The organism is Rufibacter immobilis, assembly GCF_003721565.1.
GTDB classification, from domain to species: domain Bacteria; phylum Bacteroidota; class Bacteroidia; order Cytophagales; family Hymenobacteraceae; genus Nibribacter; species Nibribacter immobilis.
Window position 1 is genome coordinate 242,116 of sequence record NZ_RJJE01000009.1, and the last position, 21,520, is coordinate 263,635.

The 21,520-nt window shown below is 53.6% G+C and carries 17 protein-coding genes; 15 read left to right on the forward strand and 2 right to left on the reverse strand.

Translation table 11 applies throughout. The annotated features are described in order from the left end of the window. Positions 1-336 precede the first annotated feature (336 nt). The 6 genes from scpA to meaB all read left to right on the forward strand — a co-directional run bounded on the left by scpA (position 337) and on the right by meaB (position 9,639). Entirely contained in the window at positions 337-2,469 is a 2,133-nt protein-coding gene (scpA, locus tag EFA69_RS08305; RefSeq protein WP_123132636.1) for a methylmalonyl-CoA mutase, read from the forward strand. Positions 2,470-2,525: 56 nt separating this feature from the next. Then, positions 2,526-3,734 carry an AAA family ATPase gene (locus tag EFA69_RS08310; protein WP_123132637.1) on the forward strand — a complete coding sequence of 403 codons (1,209 nt, stop codon included), beginning with the start codon at positions 2,526-2,528 and terminating at the stop codon, positions 3,732-3,734. Positions 3,735-3,741: 7 nt separating this feature from the next. Beyond that, complete coding sequence (locus EFA69_RS08315; protein WP_123132638.1) at positions 3,742-4,314, forward strand: DUF4276 family protein; 573 nt, start codon at positions 3,742-3,744, stop codon at positions 4,312-4,314. A gap of 191 nt (positions 4,315-4,505) precedes the next feature. Then, positions 4,506-7,085: a zinc-dependent metalloprotease gene (locus EFA69_RS08320; protein ID WP_123132639.1), complete on the forward strand. Its 2,580-nt coding sequence runs from the start codon at positions 4,506-4,508 to the stop codon at positions 7,083-7,085. Positions 7,086-7,305: 220 nt separating this feature from the next. Further along, a complete protein-coding gene (locus tag EFA69_RS08325) occupies positions 7,306-8,493 on the forward strand; it encodes a YncE family protein (protein WP_245964525.1) in 1,188 nt (395 codons plus the stop codon). A gap of 162 nt (positions 8,494-8,655) precedes the next feature. Then, the gene (meaB, locus tag EFA69_RS08330) at positions 8,656-9,639 is read left to right on the forward strand and encodes a methylmalonyl Co-A mutase-associated GTPase MeaB (RefSeq protein ID WP_123132641.1); all 984 of its coding nucleotides are present in this window, start codon (positions 8,656-8,658) and stop codon (positions 9,637-9,639) included. Between the two features lie 226 nt (positions 9,640-9,865). Here the strand turns inward: meaB and xerD are convergent, their stop codons facing one another. Then, positions 9,866-10,765: a site-specific tyrosine recombinase XerD gene (gene xerD, locus EFA69_RS08335; protein ID WP_123132642.1), complete on the reverse strand. Its 900-nt coding sequence runs from the start codon at positions 10,763-10,765 to the stop codon at positions 9,866-9,868. Between the two features lie 144 nt (positions 10,766-10,909). Between xerD and EFA69_RS08340 the strand changes: the two genes are divergently transcribed. The 7 genes from EFA69_RS08340 (at position 10,910) to EFA69_RS08370 (ending at position 18,794) form a co-directional block, all read left to right on the forward strand. Continuing rightward, on the forward strand, positions 10,910-11,368 hold the full coding sequence (locus tag EFA69_RS08340) for a type II 3-dehydroquinate dehydratase (protein ID WP_123132643.1): 459 nt from the start codon (positions 10,910-10,912) through the stop codon (positions 11,366-11,368). Positions 11,369-11,531: 163 nt separating this feature from the next. Continuing rightward, positions 11,532-12,593, forward strand: a complete 1,062-nt coding sequence (locus EFA69_RS08345; protein ID WP_123132644.1) for an aminotransferase class V-fold PLP-dependent enzyme — start codon at positions 11,532-11,534, stop codon at positions 12,591-12,593. Positions 12,594-12,637: 44 nt separating this feature from the next. Continuing rightward, positions 12,638-13,210, forward strand: a complete 573-nt coding sequence (locus tag EFA69_RS08350; protein WP_123132645.1) for a MarC family protein — start codon at positions 12,638-12,640, stop codon at positions 13,208-13,210. Between the two features lie 119 nt (positions 13,211-13,329). Next, positions 13,330-14,154: a carboxypeptidase-like regulatory domain-containing protein gene (locus tag EFA69_RS08355; protein WP_123132646.1), complete on the forward strand. Its 825-nt coding sequence runs from the start codon at positions 13,330-13,332 to the stop codon at positions 14,152-14,154. A 171-nt stretch (positions 14,155-14,325) separates the two neighbouring features. After that, positions 14,326-14,778: a ribonuclease HI gene (gene rnhA, locus EFA69_RS08360; RefSeq protein WP_123132647.1), complete on the forward strand. Its 453-nt coding sequence runs from the start codon at positions 14,326-14,328 to the stop codon at positions 14,776-14,778. A 103-nt stretch (positions 14,779-14,881) separates the two neighbouring features. Next, the gene (locus EFA69_RS08365; protein ID WP_123132648.1) at positions 14,882-15,595 is read left to right on the forward strand and encodes a tRNA1(Val) (adenine(37)-N6)-methyltransferase; all 714 of its coding nucleotides are present in this window, start codon (positions 14,882-14,884) and stop codon (positions 15,593-15,595) included. A 205-nt stretch (positions 15,596-15,800) separates the two neighbouring features. Next, positions 15,801-18,794 (forward strand): family 10 glycosylhydrolase, encoded by a 2,994-nt coding sequence (locus EFA69_RS08370; RefSeq protein WP_123132649.1) that lies wholly within the window; start codon positions 15,801-15,803, stop codon positions 18,792-18,794. A gap of 123 nt (positions 18,795-18,917) precedes the next feature. On the opposite strand, the gene EFA69_RS08375 is transcribed toward EFA69_RS08370, so the two are convergent. Then, the gene (locus tag EFA69_RS08375; RefSeq protein ID WP_123132650.1) at positions 18,918-20,255 is read right to left on the reverse strand and encodes a saccharopine dehydrogenase family protein; all 1,338 of its coding nucleotides are present in this window, start codon (positions 20,253-20,255) and stop codon (positions 18,918-18,920) included. A gap of 123 nt (positions 20,256-20,378) precedes the next feature. On the opposite strand from EFA69_RS08375, the gene EFA69_RS08385 reads away from it, so the two are divergent. Both EFA69_RS08385 and EFA69_RS08390 read left to right on the forward strand, forming a co-directional pair. Beyond that, complete coding sequence (locus tag EFA69_RS08385; RefSeq protein ID WP_123132651.1) at positions 20,379-20,864, forward strand: cytidine deaminase; 486 nt, start codon at positions 20,379-20,381, stop codon at positions 20,862-20,864. 1 nt (position 20,865) lies between these two features. After that, a complete protein-coding gene (locus tag EFA69_RS08390) occupies positions 20,866-21,519 on the forward strand; it encodes an alpha/beta hydrolase (protein ID WP_245964526.1) in 654 nt (217 codons plus the stop codon). Position 21,520: the final 1 nt, after the last annotated feature.

Here is a 21,520-nt window from a genome sequence, read left to right on the forward strand (position 1 = left end):
TGTTGTCCTCCTAAAAAGATCGTGTGGGCGAACTAGAAAGGTTGGGGCGATGGGACAAGGAGAAGGCATTCCTTGCTCTAAAGTGTCCAGTGATGGAGAAACGCATCGGCAACAACCCAGAAGGAAAAGAAAGAGGCTTTGCATTTAGCTGACAGAGTTACAGCTTGCCCACAAGGTCCTTTCAGGAGGACAAACAAGGGAAATGAAGAGTTGCCACGAAGGGTTGATGCTGGAACAAAGAGGCAGGCGCTAGAACTGAGGAGCAAACGCAGGCCATATATTTGAAAAATCAGCAGGGAGTCTTGCTACTTGATACCTGCTACTTGATACGAACACATGAAACCAGATTTCACCAAGATACCTTTTACGTTTAGCGGCTCTTTTTCCAAAAACGGCCCCAAAACAGAACCAAAGACCTGGAAAACCGCCGAGCGGCTGCCCCTGCAGAACTTCTACACCCGGGAAGACACGCAGGCTTTTGAGCACCTGGATTTCGCCGCCGGGTTGCCGCCGTTCCTGCGCGGGCCGTACAGCACCATGTACGTCAAAAACCCCTGGACCATTAGGCAGTACGCGGGTTTCAGCACCGCCGAGGAATCCAACGCGTTCTACCGCCGCAACCTGGCCGCCGGGCAGAAAGGGTTGTCGGTGGCGTTTGATTTGGCCACGCACCGGGGCTATGATTCTGACCACCCGCGCGTGGTAGGCGATGTGGGCAAGGCCGGTGTGGCCATCGACTCCATTCTGGACATGAAGATTCTGTTCGATCAGATTCCGCTGGACCAGATGAGCGTGTCCATGACCATGAACGGCGCGGTGCTGCCCATTCTGGCGTTCTACATTGTGGCCGCCGAGGAACAGGGTGTGAAACCGGAGCAGCTGAGCGGCACCATCCAGAACGACATCCTGAAGGAGTTCATGGTGCGCAACACCTACATCTATCCGCCGGAGCCCAGCATGAAGATCATCGCGGATATCTTCGCGTACACCTCCCGGCACATGCCCAAGTTCAACTCCATCTCCATCTCGGGTTACCACATGCAGGAAGCCGGGGCCACGGCAGACCTAGAGTTGGCCTACACGCTGGCCGATGGTTTGGAATACGTGCGCACCGGCTTAGCGGCGGGCATGGACATTGACACCTTCGCGCCGCGCCTGTCGTTTTTCTGGGCCATCGGGATGAACCACTTCATGGAGATTGCCAAGATGCGCGCCGCCCGGATGCTCTGGGCTAAACTCATCAAACAATTCAACCCCAAGAGCGATAAATCCCTGGCCCTGCGCACGCACTGTCAAACCAGTGGCTGGAGCCTCACCGAGCAGGACCCGTTCAACAACGTCGCCCGCACTACCGTGGAAGCTTTGGCGGCCGCCCTGGGCGGAACCCAAAGCTTGCACACTAACGCCCTAGACGAAGCCATTGCCCTGCCCACCGATTTCTCGGCGCGCATTGCACGTAACACCCAGATTTACCTGCAACAGGAAACGCACATCACCAAGACCGTGGACCCGTGGGGCGGATCTTACTACGTGGAGGCCCTCACCCACCAGCTGGCGCACCGCGCCTGGGACCTGATTCAGGAAGTGGAACGCCTGGGCGGCATGGCCAAAGCCATCGAAACCGGTCTGCCCAAGATGCGCATTGAGGAAGCCGCCGCCCGTAAACAAGCACGTATTGATGCCGGTAAAGATGTGATTGTGGGTGTGAACAAATTCCGTCCGGAGCAGGAAGAACAGCTGGAAATCCTGGACATTGACAACACGGCTGTGCGGGAATCTCAGTTAGCACGTTTGGCTCAGCTGCGCGAAGACCGTGATGATGCCGCTGTCTTCGCCGCCATGGACGCTTTAACCAACGCCGCCGAGACCGGCGAAGGCAACTTGCTGGAACTGGCCGTACAGGCCGCCCGCGTGCGGTGCAGTTTGGGCGAGATTTCCTATGCCTTAGAAAAAGTATTCGGCCGTCACCGGGCCACCATCAGATCCATATCAGGCGTGTACAGTTCAGAGATTTCAGACGATGAGAACTTCGGCAAGGCCCAGACGCTCGCCGATCAGTTTGCCCTTCAGGAAGGCCGCAGACCCCGCATTATGGTCGCCAAGATGGGCCAGGACGGCCACGACCGCGGCTCTAAAGTAATTGCTACTTCCTTTGCCGACCTAGGCTTTGACGTGGACTTGGGCCCGCTTTTCCAAACCCCGGAAGAAGTAGCCCTGCAAGCCGCCGAAAACGACGTGCATGTGGTGGGCGTGAGCAGCCTCGCCGCCGGTCACAAAACCCTCATTCCCGCGTTGATCACTGAGTTGAAAAAGCTGGGCCGCGAAGACATTCTGGTAATCGCCGGGGGTGTGATCCCGGCGCAAGATTATCAGTTCCTGTATGATGCCGGGGTATCAGGCGTTTTCGGACCGGGCACCGTGATCAGCGTGGCCGCGCAGGAGATTCTGGAGAAGTTGATGAAGGGGTAAATTTTATCTTCTTTTTACGATGGTTTATATACTTTTGTATCATCAATTTAAGCACAATGACAAAAACTATTAAAAAGATAGATCGGTTATTCTTAAAAAATGCAAAAATCGAGGATTTTCGCACAATAAGAAATATTGATGTATATTTTGGGCCTGGATTAAATATTATAATAGGAAAGAATGGGTCTGGGAAAACTAATTTCTTACATTCTCTGAGCAGAGCTTTAGAATTAAGCGACAAATATTCACCCTATTCTGCACATCTCATTTTAGAAGGAGATGCAACATTTGAAATTATTTATAAGGGTTTAAAAAAAGATATTAATTTTATCAAACAAACAAAATTAAACCATAAATTAAGTGACAAATTAAACGAAGTTGAGCTTAGACTAAACAATAAAAAGATAAAAATAGAAGAAAGCATATTTACAACATTAGACAAGAAAAATATTTCATATAGCAGTATATTTATACAACACGGAACTCCAAAAAATGACCAGCCACTGATTACCTCTCCACTTTCATTTAGCATTGCAGAGGATGGGTTATCGAATGAAATATTTCACTTCTTATATGAAGGCAAAGTAAACCATTTCTTAAAAACAATATTAACTCGTTTATTTATAGAGACTAACTTAACTGATATTGAAAACCGTTCTGAAAGCAATCTAAATTCTATAATAGGATCTTTTAATAAACATTTTATAAATTTATCTGATATACTAAATCGTTTCTCTCCTATTCAAGAGATCAGATTTAACAACAACTATAATGTATTTAAGAAAGGAGAACAAGAAGAACTTATTGTTGACAATCTTTTCATTGAATTTAAAATAAACAATACTTGGCTTCCATTTTCTCAACTATCAGATGGAACTAAAAGAATTTTCTATATTATTAGTGAAATTCATTCAATAGGATCATTTTATTATTCGAGAGGAAGAACATACTCAAGTTTGTCTCAGCCATCAATTATCTTGTTGGAAGAGCCAGAATTAGGAGTGCATCCCCATCAACTTCATAAGTTGATGTTATTTATCAGAGAACAGGCTGAAAGCAAACAAATAATTTTAACTACACATGCACCCCAAATTTTAGACTTCATAGAAGAAGGCGAACTTGATAAAATAATTATTTCACGATACAATATTGAGACAGGTTCACAATTCTTACATTTAACTGATAGAGAAAAGGAAAAAGCAGCTCTATATATGGAAGATGAGCACTTAAGCGATTATTGGAAACATTCTACATTAGAGGAATAAAGGATATATGATAACAATTGGTCTTATTGGGGAAGATCCGAACGATACTCAGTCTATCACTAATTTATTATCACCTGAGTTTCATAAAGAAATAAAATTCATCACCTTATTAAAAAGAATCAATGGAAGCCAACTTGACAATCAGAAAACAAAACATTTATTAAGAAAGGAAATCGAATTTGAGAAACCTGACTTAGTCATTGCCATAAGAGATTTAGACAGTCATGAGCAGGACAATGATAAGAGAGAAAAAATAAACGAGTTTTTCATCGCAGTTAATAGGATATCTGATGGCAAATCTATAAAATTATTAAATATCCATGAGATAGAAGCATTAATATTAGCAGACATAGAAACATTTAATTCTATATATAAAACTAATATTTCTATTACAACTGCCCCTCAAAGCATAAGTGAACCAAAAGAATTTTTGAAGTCAGCAACCTACAAAGCCAAAGGAAAGAAGTATAATGAGTCTCATAATCCTGAGATTTTTGCTCATTTAAAAATTGAAATAATAAAATCTAAATGCACCTACTTTAATACATTCATAGAAAGATTAAGTAAAGCCTTGATATAGTACAGTTAAACCTATTTTGTTTAGAGAATCTAATCTCAGCTGATGTTTCTCCACTCATTTTCAAAATTAGCTAAAAACTCGCTTCCTAAAATTCTCTAAATTTCTCCGCTCCCTCATTAAACCTTCCCCCTCTGGCTTTGTCTAAAGCGGGTATCAGATACTCCCTTTACACACTACCAAGCAAACTTTAAATGAAGAAGTTCTTATTGACGCTGGGTCTGGTGTCCTCCGTGGCCGGAGGAGTAGCCATGGCCCAGGGAAAAACCCAACCCGCCGACTCCACCAAGCGAGTGGCCGGAGCCTCGGGGCTGGAAGGCGATTCCAAGCAGAAAGGCAAACCCAAGCCGTACAACCAGGTCATCACAGACAAAGCCGTTTCCAAGTCCGGTTTTTTCAAGACCCACAAAGTAGAAGACAAATACTTCTTTGAGCTGGCAGACTCTGTGCTGGGCCGCGAGATTCTGGTGGTGAACCGTATCTCCAAAGCCGGGGCCGAGGTGCGGGCCGCCTCGGGCTACGCCGGTGACCAGATCGGCAGCGCCGTGATCATGTTTGAGAAAGGTCCAGATGACCGCATTTTCCTGCGCAAGATCTCCTATGCCACCTACAGCCCAGACAGCACCAAGTCTATGTACCAGGCCGTGCAGCGGTCTAACATCCAAGCCATTGTAGCTTCCTTCAGCGTGGCGGCCTATGGCTCCAACGGCAAAACCACCGTTATTGACCTTACCGACTACCTCAAAGGCGAGAACGAGATTTTCTCCTTCAGCTCCGGGGCCGGCAAAACCCGTTTCCGGCTAGGCAACTTCGTGGGCGACCGCAGCTACATCCAGGATGTGCGCAGCTTCCCGCAGAACGTGGAGGTAACCACCGTCAAAACCTACGCCCTCACCCCTGCCTCCAGCGGCGAAAGCGGACGCTCTACCCCCAGCAGCGGCGGCAGCGGTTCTTCGTCTTTGAATGGCTCGGCTACCATTGAGGTCAATTCCTCTATGGTGGTGCTGCCCAAGAAGCCCATGCAGCCCCGTTACTTTGATCCTCGAGTGGGATATTTCACGGTTGGCTACACAGATTTTGACGCCAATCCGCAGGGCGTAAAGGAAATCCAGATGGTGAAACGCTGGAGACTGGAGCCCAAGGAGAAAGACATGGCCAAGTACAAACGCGGCGAACTGGTGGAGCCCAAAGAGCCCATCGTGTTCTACATTGACCCGGCTACGCCGAAGAAATGGGTGCCGTACCTGATTGCCGGGGTAAACGACTGGCAGAAAGCCTTTGAGAAAGCCGGTTTCAAGAACGCCATCATAGGCAAAGAAGCGCCAAGCGCCAAGGAAAACCCCAACTGGAGCTTAGACGATGCCCGCCACAGCGCCATTGTGTACAAGCCCTCAGAAATCCCCAACGCCAGCGGTCCCAGCATCGCGGATCCGCGCAGCGGCCAGATCATGGAAAGCCATATTAACTGGTACCATAACGTGATGAAACTGGTGCGCGACTGGTACTTCATCCAGGCGGCCGCCATTGACCCACGCGCCCGCAAAATGGAATTCTCAGATGAGCTCATGGGCGACCTGATCCGTTTCGTGTCTTCGCACGAAGTGGGCCACACCCTGGGGCTGCGCCACAACTACGGTTCCAGCTCAACGGTGCCGGTAGAGAACCTGCGCAACAAGAAATGGGTGGAAGCCAACGGCCACACCCCGTCTATCATGGACTACGCCCGCTTTAACTACGTGGCCCAGCCTGAGGACAACATCACCTCCAAGGGCATTTACCCCAGAATTGGCGACTATGACCTATGGGCCATTGAGTGGGGTTACCGTGTGTTGCCTAACGCCAAGAGCGCCCAGGCCGAAGTAGCCACCCTGAACAAGATGACCGTGGAGAAGCTGAAGAACCGCCGCCACTGGTTCGGGACGGAGACCAACCCAGACGACCCGCACTCGCAGAACGAGGACCTCAGCGACAACGCCATGAAAGCCTCTGAGTACGGCATCAAAAACCTGCAGCGCATTCTGGCCAAACTGCCGGAGTGGACCCGTGAGGAAAACGAGGGTTATGACAATCTAGAGAACATGTACGGCCAGCTCACCACGCAGTTCAACCGCTACATGGGCCACGTAGCCAAGAACATTGGCGGTATCTATGAGAACCCTAAAACGGTAGAGCAGGAAGGCCCGGTGTATGAGCGCACGCCGGCGGCTACCCAGAAAGAAGCCATGGCGTTCCTGGACAAGCAATTGTTCACTACCCCTACCTGGATGCTCGCGCCCGCAGTACTGAACAACATTGGCTCCAACCCCATGATTGTACTCTCCCGCAGCCAGCAAACCGTGCTCAACCGCCTCATCAGCAACAGCACGTTGACCAAGCTCATCTCCGGCGAAGCCATGGACGGCGCCAAGGCCTACAAAGTGACTGATTTCTTCACAGACCTGAACAACTCCATCTTCAGGGAAGTGAAAAACAAACAGGCCATTGACGTGTACCGCCGCAACCTGCAGAAGATTTACGTGGAACAGCTGATTGACCTGGTGAAACCGGCTCCGGCCACCGCGGCCAGCAGCGCCACGGCCAGCGCCTCCAGAAGACCTACTGCTCCTACCATGGACATTCAGCAGAGCGATGTGATTTCCGTGGCCAAGGCCGAGTTGCGCAACATCAACAACCTGATCAAATCGGCGGCCGCGTCGCAGTCAGATTCCCTGAGCAACTACCACTTGCAGGATCTCGCAGACCGCATCAATGAAGCCCTTAACCCCAGAGGTTAATCACCCTTTCTTACAACCGGAAAAGCTGCCCCAGATCTGGGGCAGCTTTTTTTATGCTTCCTGTTTAGGGGCTGCTTTTCCTGAATCTGTTCAAAACTGGCATTTGGCACGGGTGGTCCGCCAAGGAGGCACCGCAAAAATTGACCGTGGCACGTAGACGAATTCTGCCCGCGGCCGCGTTTTCAGAGTTGGCGTACTCTTTGTATTCGTCCTGCGCGGTATGAAACGATTTGAAGCGATGAAGACACTGTTCAGACTTTTGCTCCTGCTGCCTCTGGGCCTTTGTTCCCAGGCGGCGCAGGCCCAGAAAGAAACCACCCACTGGTATTTCGGGCAGAATGCGGGTATGTCTTTTGCAGACCCGGCCAACCCGGTACCGCTCAAAGACGGCGGCATGTTCAGTGAGGAAGGCTGCGCCGTGCTGTCAGACGCCCTGGGCAACCTGCTGTTCTACTCCAACGGCATGCAAGTCTGGAACCGGAACCGAAAGATCATGGCCAACGGAGATTCCCTCAAAGGCCATGAATCGTCTACCCAGTCGGCGCTCATTCTGCCCAAGCCTGGTTCGCCGCACCTCTACTACCTTTTCACCACCGATTTTCAGGGGCAGAGCCACGGCTTGCAGTACCATCTGGTGGACATGAGCCGCAACGGCGGCCTGGGCGAAGTGGTCTCTAAAAACAATCTCATCTTCGCGCCCGTCACCGAGAAACTCACCGCCATCCGCCACCGCAACGGCCGCGACTTCTGGGTCATCACGCACCGCTGGAACAGCTCGGCGTTTTACGCCTACCTCATCTCGCCGGACGGCATCACGTTCAAACCCGTGGAAAGCCACCTGGGCAGCATCCATTCCGGCGACAACGGCGCTACCATTGGGTACATGAAGGCCTCGCCTACCGGCGATAAACTGGCCGTGGCCACCTGGGCCGCCGTGAACAAGATTGAGGTTTTTGATTTCAACAATGAGAACGGCAAGCTGGCACTGGCGGTAGATTTAGGCAAATTTGACGAAGCCTACGGCGTGGAATTCTCCCCGGACGGCACCAAGCTCTACGGAGGCAAAAACGGCATTGCCGGCGGCGAGGCCCGCATCTTCCAGTTTGATCTAGCGGCGGGCACCCCAGATGCCATCATCCACTCGGGCAAGCAGGTGGCCAAAAGCGTGAGCCGCAAGATCGGGTCCCTGCAACTGGGCCCCGACGGACGTATTTACGTGGCCCGCAACGGCAGCAACTGGCTGGGCGTGATCAGGAACCCCAACGCTCTGGGCATAGCCTGTGACTACAAAGACAGCGGCATAAAACTAGACACGCAGAAAAGCACGCTGGGCTTGCCCAATTTCCCGGGCTTCTACTTCCAGAACCTGCCCCAGACCATCACCTCCGCAGACGTTTCCAAGCAATAAACAAAGAGACGCATTTTCTCTGTAGGGAAGTTAATGTGCGTTTAGGGGCTGTTTTTCGAAAAACAGCCCCTAAACGCACGGCTATTTCTGGCCCCAGTTGCCGGTACTTGCTACTTATTTCCTAATTTTCGCGTACTTCAACTGACACCAGCCCTTACCCGAGTGCCAAAACGATTTACCCCAGACGAGTACGCCGCCGGAGTGTTATCCGGGAACCGGGTTCTCCTGAGCCGCGCCATCACCTTAGTAGAAAGCACCCTGCCCTCTGACCAGACGCTGGCCCACCAGGTCATGGAACAGGTGTTGCCGCACGCGGGCAAGTCGGTGCGGGTGGGCATTACGGGGGTGCCGGGCGTGGGCAAAAGCACGTTTATTGAGGCCTTCGGGAATTACCTGCTGGAGCAGCACGGCAAGAAGCTGGCCGTGTTGGCCATTGACCCCACCAGCCAGCGCACCGGTGGCAGCATTCTAGGCGACAAAACCCGCATGGAGACGCTCTCTGCCAACCCCAACGCATACATTAGGCCTTCGCCGGCGGGCAATACCCTGGGCGGCGTGGCCCGCAGCACCCGCGAGAGCATTCTGCTCTGCGAAGCCGCCGGGTTTGACGTGATCTTTGTGGAGACCGTGGGCGTGGGCCAGTCTGAGACGGCAGTGCACGAGATGGTGGATTTTTTCCTGCTCCTCATGCTGGCCGGCGCCGGCGATGAACTGCAGGGCATCAAGAAAGGCATCATGGAAATGGCCGATGCCATCGCCATCACCAAAGCCGACGGACCCAACCTGAACGCCGCCACCAGCGCCCAAGCCGAATACCAGGGCGCGCTGCACCTTTTCCCGCTGGGCGCTTCGCAGTGGAGCCCGCGGGTCACGGTTTGTTCGGCCTACGAGAAGTCAGGATTGGGACCCATCTGGGATTCTGTGTCGGAGTACGTGGCGTTAACGCAGGGCAACGGCTACTTTCAGCAGCGCCGCCAGGAACAGAACCTGCACTGGCTCAAGCACAGCATCCGGCAGCAACTGGAAGAGCGCTTTTACCAGCACCCACTCATTCAAGCCCAGTGGCAAACCATTGCCGGGCAAGTCACGCAGGGCCAAAAATCGCCCTTCGCCGCCTCAGCGGAACTTTTCCAGCTCATTTCCTGATGGCGTTTAGGGGCTCTTTTTGGAAAAACGGCCGCTAAACGCTTTTTCTCTCGCTCGCGTCCCGCGAGTGTGGGTTCCCTTCGGCCTCTGGCCGAGTGGTGGAATGTGAAACGAAAATTCCCCGAAGCGGCGCGACGCCGCCAGTATCTCACACTCGCGGGATGCGAGCGAGAGATACTGGTATTCCTATAATTACAGATGTAGGCTAGCTGAAATTTGCCCCCGCTTAACTCCTGGGGTGAAACTCTTGGATGATCTGTTTGAGGTAGTCTCGGTCCAGGTGGGTGTAAATCTCAGTGGTAGTGATGGATTCATGGCCCAGCATTTCCTGCACGGCCCGCAGATCGGCGCCGCCTTCAATCAAATGTGTGGCGAAGGAGTGCCGGAAGGTGTGCGGGCTGATGTTTTTCTGCATGCCCACTCTGGCCGCCAGGTCTTTGATGATGTTGAACACCATAACCCGGCTCAGGCTGGCACCGCGCCGGTTCAGGAACACAAAATCCTCAAAGCCCTTCTTAATGGTCTGGTGGCGGCGTACCCCGTCTAAGTACAGCCTGATGTACTTGAGCGCATCTCGGCCAATGGGCACTAAACGTTCCTTGCTGCCTTTGCCCATGATGCGCAGGAAACCCAGATCTTCATACAGGTTGCTGATCTTGAGCTCAATCAGCTCTGTGACGCGCAGCCCGGAGCTGTAGAGGGTTTCCAGCATGGCCTTGTTGCGGGTGCCTTCGGGAGTGCTCACGTCAATGGCGTCAAAAAGCGTGGTGATTTCGTCATAGCTGAGCACATCTGGGAGCTTGCGTTGCAGTTTAGGGCCTTCAATGGTCTCGGTGGGGTCGGTGTTTAGCAGGTCTTCCATGATCAGGAACTTATAGAACGCCCTGATGCCCGAGATGGTGCGCGCCTGCGAGTGGGCGGTCATGCCCAACGTATTGATCCACTCCAGAAAGCCCTGCAGGTGCGGCGGCTCCACGGCCAACGGCCCCACAGTCTGCCCCAGGCTTTCAAAATACTGCACCAGCTTGCGCACATCGCGCAGGTATGCCTCTACGGAGTGGCCAGACAATGATTTTTCCAGCTGCAGATAACCTTGGAATTGCGTAAGACCCGTTGACCAGTTCATGAAGTAAAAAGAAAGTGAAAACTATGGCCCACCGGCCGAAAACGCCCCGGAAAGCATAGCCATCCAAAGGTACTTATTCCGTACATTTGGACGTGCCCTTTCCTGCGCACAAATTTGAAGAATGCTGCTTTACGCCTGCTCCCTATGAAAATACTGATTCTGAACGGCCCCAACCTGAACCTGCTGGGCCGCCGCGAGAAGTCTATCTACGGCTCCCGCTCCTTTGAGGATTACTATGAGAAAGACCTGGTACCCGCGTTCCCAGACCTGGAGCTGGCGTATTTCCAGTCTAACGTGGAGGGCGTGCTCATTGACAAACTGCACGAAGTGGGTTTCCACTACCAGGGAATTGTGTTCAACGCCGGGGCTTATACCCACTCCAGCCTGGCGCTGGCAGATGCCATTGCCGCCATTGAGACACCCGTGATTGAGGTGCACATCTCCAACGTGTTCGCGCGCGAGGCCACCCGGCACGTCACCTACATTGGCGGGCGCTGCGTGGGCAGCATCAGCGGGTTCGGGCTGGAAAGTTATCGGCTTGCCTTGCAGTACTTTGAGCGCCAGAAGCCCAATAAGGTTGGATTTACTTACACCAAAGCGTAACCAGCGGGCGTTTTTCACGTGTAGCACATGTCAGTGGTAATCCTACCGGCTGCGTTTTGGGCCTGATTTCAGAAAAAGACCCCCTAAACGGAAGCCTGCCCTGTGTTAACCGGTACTTCTGCCGCTGACCACCCTTACGTTTCACCCCCAATCCTTCCCGCCCATGTTTAATTTCTATCCTGGTCCCTCCAAAGTCTATCCTGAGGTGAGGGATTATCTGACCATGGCCTATGACGAGGGCATCCTCAGTATTCCGCACCGCGGCGAGCGCTTTGTGCAGATGATGCGGGAGCTGGTGGGGTTGCTGCGCACCAAGCTGAACATTCCGCAGGACTACTTTATTTTCTTCACCTCCTCGGCCACCGAGTGCTGGGAGATTATTGCCCAGAGCCTCACGCCGCACAAGAGCCTGCACCTCTACAACGGGGCCTTCGGGGAGAAGTGGTGCCAGTACGCCAAGCGCCTGCGCCCAGATTCCTACGGCCAGTCTTTTGAGGTGGAAGACGTGCTGGACGTGCCCAACATTCCGGTGGAAGATGACACCGATGTGATCTGCGTGACCCAGACCGAGACCTCCAACGGCACCCAGGTGAACATGCAGACGCTGCTGCGCTTGCAGAACCAGTTCAAAGACCCCTTGCTGGCCATTGACGCCACCTCCAGCATGGCCGGGCTCAACCTCAAGTTCATCCGGGCCGATATCTGGTTTGCCTCTGTGCAGAAGTGCTTCGGGTTGCCGGCGGGCATGGGCATTCTGGTGTGCTCGCCGCGCACCATTCAGCGGGCCAAAGCCCTCAATGACCGCAAGCACTACAACAGCCTGGTATTTCTGCACGAGAAAATGCTCAATTACCAGACCGCGTTCACGCCCAATGTGCTCAGTTTGTACCTGCTCAAGAAAGTGCTGGAGCACCGGCCGCTCATCAAAGCCATAGACCAGCACCTGGTGCAGCGGGCGCAGGAGCTGTATGCCTATTTTGAAGAATTCGCTGACGTGCCACTGCTGGTGGAAAACCCCGAGGTGCGTTCCCATACCGTTCTTGCCGTGAAAGGCCAGGACCGCTGGATCCAGGAAATCAAGAGACAGGCCTTGCAGCAGGGCATCACGCTGGGCAACGGCTACGGCGCCTGGGCCAAGAACACGTATCGCATTGCCAACTTCCCGGCCATTGCCGACCAGGAATACGCTTCGCTGCGGAGTTTTATTTCTACCCAATATCGTTAATTTCGTGCCGCAATAGTCGTTCACGCTTTTGACACTGCCGTTCTATGTTCCAATTCAGCTTCAAAGAGATTGTTTCCGTTAGCCTGATTCTGTTCGCCATCATTGATATTCTGGGCTCCATTCCCATTATCATACAGCTGCGCCAGCGCGAAGGAGTGATCCAGTCTGAGAAAGCGACGTTGGTGGCCGGGGTGCTCATGATTGTGTTCCTGTTCCTGGGCGACGGGATTCTGCGCCTCTTCGGGATTGACTTCGCTTCCTTCGCCATTGCGGGGGCCATTATTATTTTCCTGATGGGAATGGAAATGGTGCTGGGCATTCACCTGTTCCACTCCAACCCCGAGGTGAAGACTGGTTCCATTGTGCCGCTGGCTTTCCCGCTCATTGTGGGCGCCGGCACCATGACCACGCTGCTTTCTCTACGCGCGGCCTACGCCCTGCCCAACGTGCTGGTGGGCATTCTGCTCAACCTGCTGTTTGTGTACATTGTGCTCAAGAGCTCTAACTGGCTGGAGCGCAAGCTGGGCCAGAACGGCACGGAGGTGCTCCGGAAGGTTTTTGGGGTTATCCTGCTGGCCATTGCCATTAAGCTGTTCAAGACGCACGTAAGCATCTGATCCTGTTTAGGGGCTCTTTTTGGAAAAACAGCCCCTAAACGCACCTGAACTTTTTCCGGAGACCAGGCAACCCTTGCCCTGCCATCTGCATCTAAGCGGTTAGGTAACCGCTTCTCTCCATGAAAAAGACACTCCTTCTCCTGTTTTTGCTGATCTCTGTTTATGCGCAGGCGCAGCGCTTTCAGGGTAAAATCGTAGACCAAAATGGCCAACCGCTGCCTTACGTGAATGTGGGCGTGGCGGGCAAAGACGTGGGCACGGTCTCCACGGCCAATGGCACCTTTGCGCTTACCCTGCCAGATTCCCTCAATCAGCAGACCCTTCTTTTCTCGGCTATCGGGTACGGCTCGGTGCAGTACAAGGTAGGAGATTTCAAGCGGCAGTTTGCGGGGCAGCAGGCGGTGATCCAACTCAGGGAACAGGCGGTGGCGCTCAAAGAAGTGGTGGTACGGCCCCAGAAATTCAAGACCAAAGTGGTGGGCAATGAAACTACCTCCAAAGCCATGCTGGTGGGTTTTAAGAGCAACGGCCTGGGCAGTGAAATCGGGACGCTGCTCAAAATTGGGAAACCTTCTTTTGTGGAGCAGGTCACCTTCAACATTGGCCACAACAAGTATGACACGCTTTTCCTGCGCGTGAACATCTACCAGATGGGCAAAGACGGGCCAGAACAGAACCTGCTGCGCACCCCCATCTACCTCAACGTGACCAAAGAAGCCATTACAGACGGCATTACCCTGGACGTACGCAAACACAATATCTATCTAGAGTCTGACGCGCTGCTCTCCCTGGAACTGGTGCGGGACCTGGGCGAAGGCGGTCTGTGGTTCAGCAGCGGCATGTTCAACAGTGATTCCTACTACCGCAAAGCCAGCCAGGGCGAGTGGACCAAAATCCCAGTTTTGGGCATCGGGTTCAATGCCACCGTCAGCTATGCAAAGTAAGGAACGTCTCACCTCCTTGCGCCGGTGCGTTTAGGGGGTCTTTTTGGAAAAAGAGCCCCTAAACGCACCTTTGTTTCCAGGCCTGGTCTCCATGAACTAAAAAATTAGCGGGGGTAACGCAATCGCTAGCGGGGTAATGGGTATTTTTGCGGCTTACTAATCCCACGCGTTTTGATTGAGATTTTTACCGATGGCGCCTCCAGAGGCAATCCGGGCCCGGGCGGCTACGGCGTAATTTTGCGGTATGGCCCCCACGTGAAGGAGCTGAGCGAAGGCTTCCGGAAGACCACCAACAACCGCATGGAACTACTGGCCGTGATTGTGGCGCTGGAGTCGATCACCCGCCCCGGCATTCCCATCACGGTGTACTCAGACTCTAAGTACGTGATAGACGCCGTGGAGAAGAAATGGGTGTTTGGCTGGGAGAAAAAAGGCTTCAGCGGCAAGGCCAACCCAGACCTGTGGCAGCGTTTCCTCAAGATTTACCGCCAGCACCAGGTGCGCTTTGTCTGGGTGCGGGGCCATAACGGTCACCCAGAAAACGAGCGCTGCGACCAACTGGCCGTAGCCGCCGCCCTGCAACCCAACCTACCGCCCGACAAAGGTTTTGAAGCGAGTAATTAATGAGAAGATTTGAAAATACGCAAATTTGAAGTTGGCATGCATTTTCAGTCCTCCTCATTTGCATCACTAAATTTCCAAATTCATTCATCTCCACATCTCTTCCGTGGCCAATTCTTACTTCCGGTTTAAGCAGTTCCTCATCAAGCAGGACCAGTGCGCCATGAAAGTGTGCACAGATTCCTGCGTGTTGGGTGCGTACGCCCATGTTGCCTCTGCCCGCCGCATTCTGGACATTGGTGCGGGCACCGGGCTGCTGAGTTTAATGGTGGCGCAACGCGCCGAAGAAGCGCAGATTGAAGCCGTGGAGATTGATCCCGCCGCCGCGGCCCAAGCCCAGGAAAACATCGCCCAAAGCCCCTGGGCCGACCGGGTGAAGTTATTTCCGGTGAGTTTGCAGGAGTTTGCCGCTACCCAGCCCACGCCCTATGATGTGATCATCAGCAATCCGCCTTTCTTCCAGGCATCCCTGAAATCAACGGATACCATAAAGAACCAGGCCAAGCATACGGAGACCCTCGCGTTTTCTGAGATCATCTCCTTTGCCCACCAGTTTTTGGCTCCAGAAGGCAAACTCCACATTCTGCTGCCGCCGCACGAAGCCAAGGTCTTTGAAGCCGAAGCACAGGCACATGGTTTTCATTCCCAGCACATTCTGTGGTTAGAGGCAACGCCCGGCGGTAAACTGCTGCGCGCCATTCACACGTATGCCCAGCAGGCAACGCCCCTCACACAGAAAACCTTACCGGTAAGAGAGAAAGACAACAGCTATACCCTATCCTTCCGGAACCTGCTCCAGGATTATTACCTTATTTTCTAAGGCGGCTGGTTTGGCGCAAATTTTCAAAAAACGGCCGCTAAACGCACAGGGGCCGCCGCTACACCATTAGCTTTGGCTGTACTTCCTCTTATTATTTCATTAACCCAACCCAATTTTGCCATTTTCTTAAAAACTAATCCTCAAAGCGCCCTATTCTTATAAATTTATTTCTATTTTAGCTGTATTATCCCCTAAAATATTGCTTATGAAAAAACATCTACTCAGCTTTCTCCTCAGCTGCTTGTGTATCACCCTCGGGTTTGCCCAGAACCTTCCCAAGCGGGAGTTCAGGGGCGCCTGGATTGCCACGTACGCCAACATTGACTGGCCCAACCGAAACCAAACCCCGCAACAGCAGCAGAACGCGCTTATCGCTATTCTGGATCATCACAAAGCCACGGGCCTCAATGCAATTTTTCTGCAGATCAGAAGCCAGTCAGATGCGCTGTACGCGAGTACCATTGATCCGTGGTCGGCGGACCTGACGGCGACGCAGGGCAAGGCACCTTCTCCGTTCTGGGACCCGTTGCAGTTTGCCATTGAGGAATGCCACAAGCGCGGCATGGAGCTCCACGCCTGGATGAACCCGTACCGGGCCATCGCCAACGTAAACCAGCTGTCTACTTTTGCACCCAGCCACGTGGCCAGACAGCACCCGGAGTGGCTCATTGCCACGGCCAACCTCCGTACCCTGGACCCAGGCATTCCGGGAGTGCGCGACTACATCAACAGCGTGATCTCTGATGTAGTGCAACGCTATGATGTGGACGGAATCCATTTCGATGACTACTTCTACCCCAATGCCGCCTTCAATGACGATGCCACCTTCAACGCTGATCCGCGCGGGTTCACCAACCGGGCCGACTGGCGCCGCGACAACGTGAACCTGCTCATAGCCCAGACCAACGCCACCGTGAAGGGCCTGAAGCCCTGGGTGAAGTTTGGGGTGTCTCCGTCAGGGATTTACCGCAACAGCACCAATCCGGCCATTGGTACGCCAACGTCGGGGCTGGAGCACTACACCTCCCTCTACGCCGACTCCAAGAAATGGCTGCAGGAAGGCTGGATTGATTACCTGGCGCCGCAGGTGTACTGGTTCATAGGCCAGAGCGCGGCCAACTACAGCGTCATCATTCCGTGGTGGAACAACAATGCCGCCGGCAGACACATCTACATCGGCATGGCCGGTTACAAGGTAAATGATCCGGCCCAGGGAACCAGTTGGGCCAATCCTTCCCAAATCCCTAACCAGGTACGCTACAACCGCCTGGAGGCCCATGCCAATATCAAAGGACAAGCCATCTACAACACCAGCAGTCTGCGCAGCAGCACCAAACTGGGTTTCAGAGACTCGTTGCGGTTAGACCTCTACCGGAAACCGGCCCTGCAACCCACCATGCCCTGGATAGACAACACGCCACCGGCCGCCCCTACCCAGCTGTTGGCCAACAGAGCCACCGCAGATTCTGTGTACCTCACGTGGTCTGCTCCGGCTGCAACTGCCAATGAATTTGACAAAGTGCGCCAATACGCCGTATACCGCTCTGAGTCACCGGCTATCTCCACCACAGACGTAAGCCACCTGCTGGCCATTACCACTACTAACGGCACTACCTTCAGAGACAAAGTTCCGGACCCCGGCAAGAGCTATTACTATCTGGTTACGGCCCTGGACCGCTTCCACAATGAGAGCACGCCGTCTAACGTAACCGATAATTTCGCCCCTACCCTGGCCTGCGTGCCTAACCAAGTGCTGAACCTGGAAGCCAACTGCACCGCCACTTTACCTGATTACCGCAGCCTGGCCACCGTCTCTGATGATGTTTCTACCGCCGATGCACTTACCCTTACCCAAAGCCCGGCCGCTGGTACCACCGTGAACGGTGTTGGGGAATTGGTAGTGACGTTAACTGTGACAGACGCCTCGGGCAAATCCACTTCCTGCTCTTTCACGGTGGAAGGCAAAGACGTGACCGCCCCTGCCTTCGTGCTGGCCGCTACGCAGTCGGTGAATCTGGTGGCGGGCTGTGAGATCATCGTTCCTGATCTGATTTCAGGGTTAACGGGCACCGATGCCTGCGGTACCGTTACGTTTACCCAGAGTCCGGCCGCCGGGGAAGTCATCAGCTCCGGCCACGGCCAGAAACACATTGTAACCGTGACCGCCCAGGACGGCAATGGCAACACCATCCAAAAGAACCTTACCCTGAATGCCGTAGATGCCACCGCTCCGGTGCTATTGGTGAAAAACATTACCCGCACCCTACAAAACGGCACCGTTACCATTACCGCCGCCGAGGTGAACAATGGTTCTTATGACAACTGCACGCTAGAAGAAGAGTCGTTTATGCTGTCGCAGAGCACGTTCACCTGCGCCAATATTGGGGACAATGTGATCACGTTCACGGCCAGAGACAACAGCGGCAACGAGGCTTCGGCTACTGCCGTGGTAACTATTGTGGGCGCAGTACCGGCCCCAGCCATCGGCCTGAGCCGCGCAGACCAAACCTACACCGGTTTACCAGCCAATACCATTGCATTAGGATACGGTGCCCAAACCTTAACCCTCACCGCTTCTAACAGCACCTCGGCCGCTGGCCAAACCACTTACCAGTGGAGCCCGGCCCTTGGCTTAAGCAGCACCACTTCTGCCGTGACAGAGTTCACCCCAACCGCAGCCGGCACCTATACCTTCACCGTGGTGGCCACCAATGAATTCGGCTGTTCAGAGAGTATTACCGTTACCGTGGAAGTGATTGATGTGCGCTGCGGCAATAAAAACGACAAAGTGTTGGTATGCCAGAAAATAGGAAACGGCTATCATGCTCTTTGCATTGCCCCAAGTGCGGTGCCTGCTCACCTGAGAAGAGGCAGCACGCTGGGTAACTGCAACGGAAATGCCGCCGTAGCCCAGAACGAAGAGGCCACCGAGGAAACCTCTACCCTGAAAGCCTATCCTAACCCGTTTACCGGCGAGGTGACCGTGAGTTTCCGTTTAGAGGAGACCGAGAAGAAAGTGAGTCTGGAGGTGTATGACCTGTTCGGCAACAAAGTTACCCGCCTGTTTGAAGGCAAGGTGAGCGCCCAACAGACGTATGAATTCAAAGCCAACACCGCCAACTGGAACGGCAACCTCTTCCACATCCGCCTGATCACTTCTTCCAAAGTATACAACTACAAATTGGTACGGGGCGAGTAATTGCCTTAAAGCCATACACAGAAAAGCCCCGGCAGTAGCCGGGGCTTTTCTGTGTATGGGGGTGCCTTTTGCGTTTAGGGGCCGTTTTTAGAGAAAGAGCCCCTAAACGCAAAAGGCACTTGGCTACATCTGCACTTCCCGTTCCTCGAACCGGATTCCGTATTGTTCCAGCTCTTCCAGAATGGGTAGGTAAAGGTCTTCCTGGAGCGGAACCAGCACACCGCTGCGCTGCAGCTTTCCTTCCAGTAAGAGTTTGGTGGCAATGCCCACGGGCAGGCCCACGGTTTTTGCCATGGCGGTCTGCACTTCGTCTTCGCCCAAGACCACTAGCGAGGAACTGAGTTTGTGGCGTGTGCCCTCCCGTTCAAACTCAAACTGGTGCAGCATCACAATCATGTCTTTGTCTGAGGGGCTCAGTTTCCATTTCTGCACCAGCAATTTCTCCAGCGCCTGCGCCGGGGTGGCGTTAGGCAATCCAATGGGCAGCTCGTCAAACAGCCCTGTCCATTCCACCAGCTCCAGTTCTTTCGCCTGCGGCGGAAGTCCCACGTACTCCGCCACCCGTTGCCGCAAGGGCTTGCCCGGGTCTGCGGCAGGCAAATAGCTTTCCACCAGTTGACGGTAGGTCAGTTCAGTAGCGTCTTCCAGGGAATAGGAGTCATCGGTGAGGCCCAGTTGGACCAGTACTTGCCACGCCTGGCAGTAGCCTGGTCGGCGGAGGGTGCCGCGCAGCATGGTGGGAATGTTCTGCAGGCCGTAGGGCTCACGGTAACTGAGCGAATCACGGTTAGCATACCCATCAAATTCACCAAAGCCCTCCACTGTGAACGTTTCAGTACGTTTGAACAACTGCGGGTACGGAATATACTTAATAGTACCCTGCTCAATGAATTTAGCGGTTCCTTGGCCTGCCAGAACCACGTTACGCGGGTTCCAGGTGAATTTGTAGTGCCAGGGGTTATTGTCAGACGCAGGGGCCATCAACCCGCCGGTAAACGATTTAAAGGAGGTCACGGCACAGCCTTGCCGCTGTAACTGGTGGATGATCTTGAGGGCAGACATGTGGTCTATACCGGGGTCAAGGCCGCACTCCATCAGGAACGTCAATCCTTTGGCTTTTGCCTCAGCATCTAGGGTTTTGATCTGGGGCGGCACATAGGAGGCGGTGACCAGATGTTTTCCTAGGGCCAGGCAGCTTTGGGCTACCAAGGGGTGAAACAGAGCCGGTAACATAGAAATGACCACATCGGCGGCGTCTATTTCTGAACTGCGCTGGGCCTCGTCCTCCACGTTGAACACCAGAGCCCGCGCCTGCGGGAACGGGCGCAGCTTCTCCTCCAGATGGTGTACGGCCACATCGGCAATGGAAAGCTGCCAGTTATGGGAAGTAGTGTGGGCAAGGAGATAGTCTATCAGCACCGTGGCAGAGCGGCCGGCCCCCAGCAACAGGATCTTTTTCATAGTGAGGTATAGATGGTCGCCTTAAAATGGGCATTTTATATGGCACAGGCAACCTCTTCTTGCATTTTAAGGGCAACTTGTTAACTTTGACTCCCGTACGTGCTCGTGCGGAAAACGCACCTTATGACTGAACAAGTACAACTCCACATTACCTATGAGGTAGTGTCTTCTTCTGAAGAATTAACTGAGCAGGAAAGGCAGGTGCTCCACCTGGCCCAACTGGCCACCGGCAATGCCTACGCTCCTTACTCCAACTATTTAGTAGGCGCCGCGCTGATGCTTTCAGACGGCAGCACCCACCAGGGCACCAACCAGGAAAACGCGGCGTACCCTTCCGGCCTCTGCGCCGAACGCACCCTACTGTTTGGCGTGGGCTCCAACTACCCAAATGAGAAAATTGAAGTGATGGCAGTAACTGTACGGCGCAGACATGAAGACCATTTCCTGAAAGCCTGTCCCTGCGGTGCCTGTAGACAAGTAATGGCCGAGTACCAGAACCGTCAAGGTTCCCCTATCAGGCTCCTGTTACAGGCCGAAGACGGTAAAGTAACCCGCCTGCAGTCTGTCAATGACCTGTTGCCGTTTATGTTTACCAAAGATCAGCTGTAAGTTGGCCGCCATACACAGAACCATTGCCGTACCGCGCACGGCCCACCTGCACCAATTGGGCACCCTTACCCCAGAAACCCGCCATGTTTGGATTGCCCTGCACGGCTATGGCCAGTTGGCGCAGTATTTCATCCGGCACTTTGAAACGCTAGCCGATACCCAGACAGCCGTACTAGCCCCGGAGGGACTCTCCCGCTTTTACCTGGAAGGTTTCTCAGGCCGGGTTGGCGCCACCTGGATGACCAAAGAGCAGCGCCTGTATGAGATACAGGATTACATCCACTATTTGAATCTGGTACGGGAAACAGCTCTACAGGAGGCTCCTAATGCCCAATTACACATTTTGGGTTTCTCTCAGGGAGCCGCCACCGCCTGCCGTTGGCTGGCCCAGGCGCAATGGCCGGTACACGAACTGGTGCTCTGGGCCGGGGTCTTCCCCGAAGACATGGAAATGGCCGCTGCCCGGCAAGCGCTGGCGCAAGCTCGTCTTACCTATGTGTACGGATTACAAGATCCATTTGTAGCCGATGACAAGGTACAGGAACAGTTGGCGCGGGTACGCCAGGCAGGACTGGAACCTACCATCCTGACCTTTGCTGGAAAACATGAACTTAACCGCGATGTGTTGACCCACCTGAAGCAGCAGCAGAGATAAA